This is a genomic window from Candidatus Cloacimonadota bacterium, from assembly GCA_016932035.1.
GTDB lineage: Bacteria > Cloacimonadota > Cloacimonadia > JGIOTU-2 > JGIOTU-2 > Celaenobacter.
Genome location: JAFGDR010000038.1, coordinates 1 through 9,146 on the forward strand (window position 1 = coordinate 1; position 9,146 = coordinate 9,146).

At 38.4% G+C, this 9,146-nt stretch carries 9 protein-coding genes; 7 read left to right on the forward strand and 2 right to left on the reverse strand.

All coding sequences use genetic code 11. The features are described 5' to 3' along the window. Positions 1-105 precede the first annotated feature (105 nt). Positions 106-1,749, reverse strand: a complete 1,644-nt coding sequence (locus JW794_06915; protein MBN2017837.1) for an endonuclease — start codon at positions 1,747-1,749, stop codon at positions 106-108. Positions 1,750-1,755: 6 nt separating this feature from the next. Further along, positions 1,756-2,784 (reverse strand): hypothetical protein, encoded by a 1,029-nt coding sequence (locus tag JW794_06920; GenBank protein MBN2017838.1) that lies wholly within the window; start codon positions 2,782-2,784, stop codon positions 1,756-1,758. 130 nt (positions 2,785-2,914) lie between these two features. Between JW794_06920 and JW794_06925 the strand changes: the two genes are divergently transcribed. The 7 genes from JW794_06925 to JW794_06955 form a co-directional block, all read left to right on the forward strand. Then, positions 2,915-3,364: a GNAT family N-acetyltransferase gene (locus JW794_06925; protein ID MBN2017839.1), complete on the forward strand. Its 450-nt coding sequence runs from the start codon at positions 2,915-2,917 to the stop codon at positions 3,362-3,364. 61 nt (positions 3,365-3,425) lie between these two features. After that, a complete protein-coding gene (locus JW794_06930) occupies positions 3,426-5,474 on the forward strand; it encodes a tetratricopeptide repeat protein (protein MBN2017840.1) in 2,049 nt (682 codons plus the stop codon). 18 nt (positions 5,475-5,492) lie between these two features. Next, positions 5,493-6,476 (forward strand): hypothetical protein, encoded by a 984-nt coding sequence (locus JW794_06935; protein ID MBN2017841.1) that lies wholly within the window; start codon positions 5,493-5,495, stop codon positions 6,474-6,476. After that, positions 6,476-7,540: a M42 family metallopeptidase gene (locus JW794_06940; protein MBN2017842.1), complete on the forward strand. Its 1,065-nt coding sequence runs from the start codon at positions 6,476-6,478 to the stop codon at positions 7,538-7,540. The genes JW794_06935 and JW794_06940 overlap by 1 nt, the downstream gene beginning before the upstream one ends. Before the next feature lie 114 nt (positions 7,541-7,654). Continuing rightward, positions 7,655-8,227 (forward strand): NUDIX hydrolase, encoded by a 573-nt coding sequence (locus tag JW794_06945; protein MBN2017843.1) that lies wholly within the window; start codon positions 7,655-7,657, stop codon positions 8,225-8,227. A gap of 19 nt (positions 8,228-8,246) precedes the next feature. Then, the gene (locus JW794_06950) at positions 8,247-8,867 is read left to right on the forward strand and encodes a hypothetical protein (GenBank protein ID MBN2017844.1); all 621 of its coding nucleotides are present in this window, start codon (positions 8,247-8,249) and stop codon (positions 8,865-8,867) included. Next, a partial coding sequence (locus tag JW794_06955; protein ID MBN2017845.1) for a hypothetical protein occupies positions 8,867-9,146 on the forward strand: 280 nt, incomplete at its 3' end. The genes JW794_06950 and JW794_06955, both read left to right, overlap by 1 nt.

Here is a 9,146-nt window from a genome sequence, read left to right on the forward strand (position 1 = left end):
ATATCAGCTTTTTGACCTTGTATCAATAATATAATTTTATTTTTATTATATTTCACTTTCATACAAAATTTAACCTAAAGGTTAATTCTGTCAAATTTATTGTATTTATTTCTCATGTTTTTTAACCCCGATCACCTCCACATCATCCACCTCCCATGATGTCGCCTTTGATGGACTCGAGTTTGTATATTTGAATCCTATATGAACATCACTTGTAGCAAATTCAGAAATATCAATATATCCCGAATGCTTCCATTCATAATGACCTTCTGACAATAAAGCTTCAAGAGGATACCAAGTATAGTCCAATGAGTTTTTGCCTATTATATAATCTTTCGAAATGAATATTTCAAGACCTGGAGTAACATCAGAATAATTCTTTGCAGTTTCAAAACTAAGAATGATATCATGAAAATCATGTAAATTTAACGTCGGTGAAATCAACCAATCAACGCATGGTTCATCAGCTTTGAATCCACCCATTTTCATAAAATATCTTTCTCCATATGAAGAATGATACCAGTCTTCATTTCCTGAAATACTATAGGTTGTCCAACCATCGGTTCCATCTTCAAATGAACTGTTTAGGATAATTTCTGCACCTGGGTCGATACCATGACCTTTCAGTATAATTGAGTTTTCTTTTGAACTATTAGTATAAACAAGAAGTGCATCTTCATAATCTATCTTATCCGAAGGTTCGAAGTATATTAACAACTCTTCGTTGAGGAAGCCATTTTCTGGCGTGAAATGGCATTGTGTAATTTTGGAATTATCTTTCTTAGTTGAAAAAAAGAATGGAGCTTCAACTGAGACCATGACATCATCTTCAAGATTATATCCACTCACAACGAGTTTTATCGGATAAGACTGAATGCCGGTTTTCTGATTTCCAAAACGCAACTCCAGTTCCGATATATTTACAGTAGGATCCAGTTCAGGTTTACCCCATATTTCAGTTACGAACTCTGGATGATCAATAAACGGATTTCGATTGTGCTGATAAGAGTAAATCACATCATTTCTATGCCGTTCTTGCTCGCTGACCGGGTCAAGCTCGTGCCACAGCAAGAGTGTCGACAGCTTACCGAACCTTGGTCCATAGGTTCCGGTCTTATCAAGAAGTTCGAGATCATACGTGTCATTATCGCCTTCGTATCGAACGACCATGTAGAAGAGCATCCTGGCAACGTCGCCTTTTACTCTATCCGGGGGTTCCCATGAATCAAAATCAAAAAAACAGCCATCAACCTCATCAAATGAATAACCACCCCAGTCAAAGTCACGGTTACCCCGAGCGCCATTCACACTGCGATCTGCAGGTCGTAGATGATGAACATCTGTATATGCAGTATCCGCCATGTTCGGAAAGCCATGGGACTTTGCCCACACATGTTCCCTGTTCCACGAATCGTCATGCGAGATTCCATACTCTATCATGTAGTTAAATTCGTCGCCATGATCCCTGAATTCAGCATTCTGAGAACGTCCAGAGTAGAATAGGATAATGTTACCAGGATTCTCAAGATCAGCATCAGCTTCGATCATGATATCTTTTGTCGCTACCGTTGAATCACTAAAATACGGATACATGACATGACCTTTTATAAGATCGTGTAAAGCAGACTTAAGTTCTTCTCCTTTCAGCAATGCCACTTCTTCATAATATTCATCAATAGGTATCGGTATAAAAGCATTCAGAAAGGAGCAAATGGAAACAAGCATTATTATGAAAATTGTTTTTTTCATCATCACCTACGGTCTTCTTACAAATCCAAGAATAGTGGATGGAAATTTATCAGTTACAATAATGAATCCCTCGTCACCATAACGGACAATACCTTCCCAGTTCCTAGAATTATCATCATCGATCAATTCGATTTGTATTGGTGGTTGTTTAACAAGAGTAATACCCTTTGGTGAGTAGTGGAACTCCAACAAGCGTTCGACTGTTTTATATTTCATGTGTGTCTCACCCTTCCCAAAACTTTTAGAAATCGGATCATCCGGATCATAGTTTTTACCATAATCGCCTGACCACATATAGTTTATTACCCAGAAATTGTCATCTTCATCAAGCTGTGTAGCATCGGTAATCCTATATTCGACATAGGGTATTGTTAAAGAATCAATAAGATTTAGAGAATGATCAAACACATAAGCATATGGTGTATTCTTTAGCACCATACTGTTCCACTCATAAACAGTAATTACTCTATCCGGGGTTACAATAATTGTTTCATCTGTTGCATTGCCTACTGATGCACGAGGAGGTAATTCTACTCGCTCATCTATGTTGATATTGATCGTCTTCATATCACCTGAAATAGTTCCTTTACAGAGATAACCCATCATTTTATCGGGACTCGATTCTACAGTAAAAAACACAGAATTCCCATAAAAAGCAAGTGCTTCAAATCCTTCGTAACCATCTATGATATCTTTCAATCCGGGAGCGTTCAGACTTATCGGCATTGGAGTTATCGGTGTATTGGGAACTTCGTTCAGATATTCAGCAATCTTAGCCTTTGGAATAGCAAACAACGAGCCGTCATATTCCGAAGGAAAAATATGTGGATACTGTGGAAGGAGGATAAGATAATCGTTATACCACGCAAGCCCGGAAATTTCAGCCTTAGGCTCAGAGATCTCACCATTCATCGTGATATATTGGACTTTGACTTCTTCTGGTATAGATGGTTGCTGAGGTTGCTCAAGATGATGTACTGTTGCACATGCAACAAGGAACAGCATGCACCCTAATATCATCAATTTTGTTTTCATAATCATACCTCGACCGAATATTTTTTTGAATGACAAATATCCGGTAAACTTTGTCAAACTCCTTATGAAAATTATAAATTTCTTGCATTTTCTACTCATAACCCATAAGGATGCATAAAAAGGATATTATATGAAAGTCTGCAGTCCGGTAACTCATGAGGATTTTCAAAAATATTATTTTCTTCGATGGAAAATGTTACGAAAACCGTGGGGACAAGCACTCGGCACTGAACGCGATGAACTCGATAAAACAAGCTTTCATGTTATGATTTGTGAACATGATAACAACCCCATCGGAGTAGCCCGTCTTCATTTCAATGATCCAGAAGAAGCACAGATCAGATATATGGCTGTTGACGATAAGCATCAGCACAAAGGTTTAGGAAGCCTGATGATGCAGTCGCTTGAGAAATTTGCAATGGAACATAATGCAAAATGTATTATCCTGAATGCGCGCGAAAATGCTGTGCCTTTCTATAAAAAAAACGGATACAGCATCATAGAAGAAAGTTATATTCTTTTTGGTGAAATCCAGCATTTCAAGATGAAGAAAGAACTCAAACTACTAGACGAAACATAATACTTTGACAAAATTTTCAGAAATTTACCAAATAATAAAAAATGGATTTTCATAATTTCGGATGAAAAAATTAATCTTACTTCTTTTGTTGATCCCGGTCTTTGTATGTGCGCAAGAATCAGTATCCGAACTCGAACTACAGCTTCAAACAACAATAGGCACAGGCAAGGTTGATCTTCTGAATAAATTATCATTCAAAGTATTACAAGATTATCCTCAAAAATCACTCGATTATGCCGAACAGGCACTCACATTTGCGCTTCGTGATAATTACAAATTCGGCGAAGGAGCAGCACAAGAGAATATCGGTAATTACTATGAATTCAAACACGACCAATATAAAGCGATCAACCATTTTAAAAAAGCTCGAGATGCCTATCTTCTAGCCAAAAATACTTCTGAACTTGCACGAATTCTAAATTATCTTGGGATTGCGTATGAAACTGCAAATGATCAAACTCAAGCACTCGGATATTATAAACAGTCCTATGATACATACAAAGATCTCGGTGATGTCTCCGGAATGGCGCTTCTTCTTACAAACATTGGAAGCGTATATGATACATATGGGAAATATGATAAAGCCCTCGAATATTATTTACGCAGCTTATACAGATACGAAAATATTGGAGATAAAGAGGGTGTCGCTTCATCTTTGAATAATATCGGGAATGTCTACCAGGCAATGCAGAATCTCGATAAAGCCCTTGAATATCTCAAAAAAGCAAAAGAAATGTATAGAAGTCTCGGCGATTCGGGTGGGGTTGCTATTGCAGTACATAATATCGGCATTATCTATCACGATCTTGGTGATTTTGAAAAAGCACTTCAGTATTATACAGAATCTATGCAAACCGATCTCGAAAATGATAATAAACAAGGTATTTCAGCATCATACAATAATATTGCGATTATTTATGATGAGATGAATGACCTCTCTAAATCCCTCGATTATTATAAACGGTCACTTGCACTTTCTGAAGAAATAGATGATAAATATTCGATTGCAAATACAAATAACAATATGGGTTTCCTCTTTCTTAAAAAGAATGAGTATCAAAAGGCATATACACATTTCATTATTGGTCTGAGTATTGCACGTGATATTGCTGCGAAAGAATTGATCAAAGAGAGTTATGATGGGCTCTCCCAGTATTATCGGTTAAACGGAGATTTTGAAAAATGTCTTGAATACAGAGAGCTTCATCAGACGATTAAAGATAGTATCTTCTCGGCAGATGCACGAAAGAGAATCTCTGATCTTGAGAATCAATATAATCTGGAAAACAAAGAACGTGAGATCAGTCTTCTTCAAAAAGAAAATGAAATAAAGATATTGGAACTCAAACGACAAAAAAACCTAAGATATCTTTTCATCGCTATTCTGATCTTTCTGGTTTTTATTATTCTTCTTGTCTATTATGCATATAATACAAAACGTAAAATGACCAGTGGACTGCTTAACGAGATCGAGGAACGATATAAGGTTGAAGACCAACTAAAAAGTTCACTTAAAGAAAAAGATGTCATGCTGAAAGAAATCCATCATCGGGTGAAAAACAATATGCAGATCATATCCAGTCTGCTGAGTTTACAAACACGTTATATATCTGATGAAAAAGCACTTGATGTCTTTAATGACAGCCAGGAAAGAATCAGGTCAATGGCTCTGGTACATGAGAAACTCTATCGTTCTAATGACTTTTCAAGCATCGACTTTTCCGAGTATATCCATGACCTTGTGAACAATATTCTCCGGCGTGAATATACGAACGTAGAAACAGCTATTGACGTTAAAGATGTTGAGATGGACATTAATAAAGCAATCCCCTGCGGTCTTATTATCAATGAGTTGATCATGAATGCGATCAAACATGCATTCCCGGATGACAGCGAGGGTACCATCGAGATCGTTATGCATCCTCAGGGTGATGATTCGTATGTTCTTACGATTGCTGATGATGGAATCGGCTTACCCGAAGATATTGATTTTAAAAATACCACAACACTCGGCTTACAGCTTGTTTCGGGTTTGGTGCGTCAATTGCAAGGAAATATTGACGTTGATAAAACTAAGGGCACAAAGTTTACCATAATTTTTCCAAAATAAAATTTTTGAGGAGACTCGATGTTTACTATGATGGATTATCAACAAGATCAGAATATGAACTGGAAAGCCACGTTTCTGGTGATCATTGGTGTGCTTTTTATTTCACTTGTTTTTTTTGGTATTATGGCTTATAGAAGTGGACTCGTAAAGGATGCCTTGCAAACCGATACTGAAATAGCAAAAGAAGTTTTGGGACAGACAATTCAGGAAGTTAAAGATGCTACACATTTCATAGCAGAACATCCAATGATCCAGGAATGGAATGTTTCCCCCAACCTCGTGAACGATCATGACATACTCATCGTCCTTAACACGATCAAATACATGCTCAATGCGACAAATGTGTATATCATGGATGTTGACGGAAATGTACTTGTTTGCACACCTCCATGTGATTATATGCTGACAGGTAAAAACCTGAACTTCCGTCCTTATTTCCAGCAGTCTATCCAGGGAGTTGAATGTGTCTATCCTGCCTTGAGTGTAACCGATCAAGAACGCGGACTCTACTTTAGCGCACCGATTCATTCCAATAATATCGGTAATCCAGTAGGTGTTGTAGTCATTACGCTTGCTCTTGATCGATTCGATAAAGTGCTGAAAAATTATACGAACGGCATCGTTGCCGGTATTATTTCACCGGAAGGGATCATCTTCTCTTCAACAGAAAAATCATGGCTGTTTAAAAGCATTAAACCTCTCACCGTTGATGAGCGTAATAAGTTACGAGCAACTCAGCAATTCGCAGAAGAGCCCCTTGAACCACTTGGGATTTCTATTTCAGATTCACGAGTAAAATATAAAGACGAATCATACATTCTTGTAAGGGATGATATTGCAATACCCGATTGGCAGATCTTTGCACTGCAGAAAACAACAAACCTTCATCCTGTTCCCCCATTTATTATGTCCAGCATACTCTTTATCATATTTGGCATCTCATACATCATTCTTGCAATTGTCTATGGGAAAGAGAAAAAAGCCCAGAAGGAGAAAATGTAATGAACAAACAATCCCTGAAGTTCCTCGAAACTTTGATGAACCTCCCCTCCCCATCAGGTTATGAAAAAAAAGTGCGTCAGGCGTGGCTTGATGAAATGAAGAAATTTTCCGACGAAATAAAAAGCGATGTCCATGGCAATGCAATCGCTGTTGTTAATCCCGACAAGGTTCCACGTATCATGCTTGCAGGTCATATGGACGAACTTGGTTTTCAGGTCGGATTTATTAGTGAAAAAGGTTTTATTTATTTTAACAGGTTGGGCGGTTTTGATATCGGTATCATACCCGGAAGAAAAGTCCGTATCCACACACGAAAAGGCGATATACTTGGCGTTGTAGGAAAAAAAGCGATCCACTTATTCGATAGCGAAGATCGTGAAAAAGTACCGAAACCCCATCAGTTGTATATCGATATTGGTGCTAAAGATAAAAAAGAAGCACAAAAGCTTGTGGAGATCGGCGATCCGATAACCTATGATACGAACTTTGAACAACTCAGAAAAGACCTTTACGTTTCACGCGGTTTCGATGATAAGATCGGTGCATTCATTACCGCAGAAGTAATGAAGAATGTATTCAAGCAAAAGAAGAATTTCAAGGCTTCTCTATACAGTGTTGCAACCGTTCAGGAAGAGGTCGGACTTCGTGGAGCAAAGACCTCCGCCTTCGGTATCGATCCTGATATTGGAATTGCCCTTGATGTAACTCATGCAACCGACACACCCGACGTCGATCAGAAAAAGGTTGGAGAGATCGGGCTTGGCGACGGTGCGCCTATTGTCCGCGGTCCAAACATCAATCATAAAGTTTTCGATATGCTTGTCGATAGCGCAAAAAAACTCAAGGTCAAGTACCAGATCGAAGCTGCTGCCCGACCAACCGGCACCGATGCAAATGTCATCCAGATTACTCGTGCAGGCGTGGCAACAGGTCTGATAGCAATCCCCTGCCGCTATATGCATACATACACAGAAGTGATTTCAATGGATGATGTGGAAAGTGCCATCAGCATTTTAACCGAATTCTGCATGCAGGTAGATGACTCAATAAATTTTATTGAATAGAATTTCTACAAAATTTCATAAACCTCTCTGTTCCTGCAGGGAGGTTTTTTTTCATATTCTTGACATGATGAATATGCATATTTTATGAATTTAAGATCAAAATAAAGAAGTCCTATGTACGGAAAATCTCTAATAGAACAGCTTACAGTATATACGCCCTTCGATATACAGGAGCGAGCGAAGCACCACCAAATGCTGTCATTCCTTTCTCGAAATGAGAATGGTTTTCATAACAAAAACCTTCCGGGGCATGTGACAGGTTCTGCATGGATTCTTGATTCATCACGAAAAAAAGTATTGATGACTCATCATATTAAACTAGAAAAGTGGCTACAACTTGGAGGACATGCAGACGGTTCGGGCGATATCCTCAGCGTCGCACTCCGGGAAGCAGAAGAAGAATCCGGACTTCATTCGGTAAAACCACTCAGTTTCTACATTTTTGATGTGGACGTGCATGCGATCCCGGAACGAAAGAATTTTCCCAATCACTTTCATTATGATGTGCGATTTCTCTTTGATGCTGATGAGACAGAACCCTTCCGTGTTTCAGACGAATCATTTAATTTACAATGGATAAATATCGAGGATGTACGCAGGTTCAATGACGAGGATTCCATTCTACGGCTCGTCGAGAAGTCAGAGACCATGAACCTTCTGCGTTTCCTTGAAAGCGGTTACTGGTAATAAGCAAAAGGAGTATCTCATGAAAAAAATATTGGTCCTTTTAATAATGTGTTTCATCCCATTCCTTGTTTTCTCGGATGTTGCTCCATCTGATATGCATCCGGTGGACAATTGTGTGCGTTTCACCAACCTTGATGATTATCCCGAGATAACTATTCTCGGTTATATTGTCGGTCCAACTTATGATTCCCCGCAATTTTTTGAAATTCAAAATGGAAAATGCCTTGATAAGGGCTATAAGTTCAACGATCTCGGTCTTTATTGGGCACAGAAAAAATACGTCGATTCTATCGGGATCGAGAATATTGTTATCAAAACGGATATCGGACCGGAACTGTGGGGTGACGCCTATTTCAAACAGGTTACGAACGATCCGAATATCTTTTTTATAACCAGCGCGATTGATCCAGGTGATATTTGGGTTCCGGATTATGAAACACTGAAAGCCCGGATCTCTGATTATGAGATTGCAGGTTTTGTGGGTGATCAGATCATTATTTATCTCAGCAAACAGATTCAATATTTCAGCCCGGCTGAAGAGGAAATAGTCGAATATAATTTTCCTGAAATTCCAAACCTGAAATGGTCACCATTTGGTGATACAGACGGAAGTTCGTCTGATAGCTCACAGAATAAATAATGCCTGCATACGAACAGAAATTCCTCCTTGCACTCCTTGATACAATCATTGTAGAATCGGTTGTACTGATCATTTTTGTAAAATGGATATTCAAAAAAGAGATGCAGTATGTTTCATGGAAACAGGTGATCTTTGCAGGAATTTTCACTTCATTTGCTACCATTCCCTATTTATGGTTCATCGCTCCTATTTTCCTTCCATCGAAAGCACTCCTTTACTCGATTGGTGAAATAGTTATTTTACTGCTCGAATCTGTTATCCTCTATTTCATACTCAGGA

Coding starts and splice junctions, on each gene's coding strand:
- JW794_06915 (MBN2017837.1), bottom strand. CDS start 1,749: ATGAAAAAAACAATTTTCATAATAATGCTTGTTTCCATTTGCTCCTTT.
- JW794_06920 (MBN2017838.1), bottom strand. CDS start 2,784: ATGAAAACAAAATTGATGATATTAGGGTGCATGCTGTTCCTTGTTGCA.
- JW794_06925 (MBN2017839.1), top strand. CDS start 2,915: ATGAAAGTCTGCAGTCCGGTAACTCATGAGGATTTTCAAAAATATTAT.
- JW794_06930 (MBN2017840.1), top strand. CDS start 3,426: ATGAAAAAATTAATCTTACTTCTTTTGTTGATCCCGGTCTTTGTATGT.
- JW794_06935 (MBN2017841.1), top strand. CDS start 5,493: ATGTTTACTATGATGGATTATCAACAAGATCAGAATATGAACTGGAAA.
- JW794_06940 (MBN2017842.1), top strand. CDS start 6,476: ATGAACAAACAATCCCTGAAGTTCCTCGAAACTTTGATGAACCTCCCC.
- JW794_06945 (MBN2017843.1), top strand. CDS start 7,655: ATGTACGGAAAATCTCTAATAGAACAGCTTACAGTATATACGCCCTTC.
- JW794_06950 (MBN2017844.1), top strand. CDS start 8,247: ATGAAAAAAATATTGGTCCTTTTAATAATGTGTTTCATCCCATTCCTT.